The organism is Phocaeicola sp. HCN-40430 (assembly GCF_037890285.1).
In the GTDB taxonomy this organism is placed as follows: domain Bacteria; phylum Bacteroidota; class Bacteroidia; order Bacteroidales; family Bacteroidaceae; genus Phocaeicola; species Phocaeicola acetigenes.
This window is the reverse complement of record NZ_JBBKBS010000057.1, coordinates 1-1,037: the sequence shown is the minus strand read 5'-3', so window position 1 is coordinate 1,037 and position 1,037 is coordinate 1. Positions and strand designations below refer to the sequence as shown.

At 44.2% G+C, this 1,037-nt stretch carries 1 protein-coding gene; it reads right to left on the bottom strand.

Going from position 1 to position 1,037, the window contains the following annotated elements:
* Nucleotides 1-989 (bottom strand): Wzz/FepE/Etk N-terminal domain-containing protein (locus WKU26_RS12555; protein WP_340322297.1); only part of this gene is annotated, 989 nt, incomplete at its 3' end.
* Nucleotides 990-1,037 lie beyond the last annotated feature (48 nt).

The window sequence follows — 1,037 nt, the reverse complement described above, 5'->3', positions numbered from 1 at the left end:
GCATCGGTGGTCAGGTCGGTGAGTCCGGACTTCTGCTTGAAATCTGCCAACTGGCTTTCGGTAGAGCCGAGTTCGCGGTTGATAATGGCAATACGATCTTCGATAAAGTCGGCTGTTTTTTCTGCTACTTCATTTTTCTCGTCGTTGGCATCCTGATTGTAGAAAGCTACCAAAGTATTGATAAAGTCGACCGCACGCTGCTTGCTGCTGTTCTGTACTGCAACCTGTGCAATGGTAGTGGTCTTGGAAGTGGGTTCTACACTGAGTGCTCCTGCATAGTTTTGGGCTACGGCTGTAGGAGAGGCAATAAAGGTAACGAGATGGATGTTTTTCATCGGGTTTTCTGATGCCTTCATTAAAGCCAAGATGCTGTCGTTGGGAGTAAAACTGAATACACCTACGGGAGTAGGCAATACGGCTGGAAGAGTTTCGAATGTTTTTTCTTCCTCTATTTCTTCTTCGTTGAGTATGTATTTTGCCTGTACACTGAGTTTTCCTTCCGGAGTATAAATCATTTTCAGCTTGGCTCCTCCTTCTAATTTTTCGGCTTCTTCAGGGGTAAGATATACTTGTACGGGAGCATTTTTGTACAGAGGTGTGTTGTAGCCGAAGGTGCGGTCTTTTGAGGTGGAAATGTACAGTCCCAAATGGGTTACGACTTTACGAATGAGGGTGCGTGACTTGAGAATTTCCACTTCATTGTCGAAACTGTTGGTCATGGAGAGTCCTCCCATTCCTTGTAAGGCTTCGATAGCTCCATTTGCTGCTTTCATGGCGTTGGTACGCGGATCGTCTTCTTTTATTAATACGGCTGCACTGACATTGTAAACGGGTGTCTGGAAACGCATGTATACAAAGGCTGCGCCTAAGCAGATAATGACACTGGCTACAAACCAGGGCCAGTAGATGAGGTATTTGAAAATCAGACGATAGAGATTGAAATCTTCCTCTTTCTGTTCCGGTGTATCGAATTGGTTGTTTTCGTTCATAAGATTGGTTTAAGTTTTTGAGTTTTTAAGTTTTTAAGTTTGCTTGTG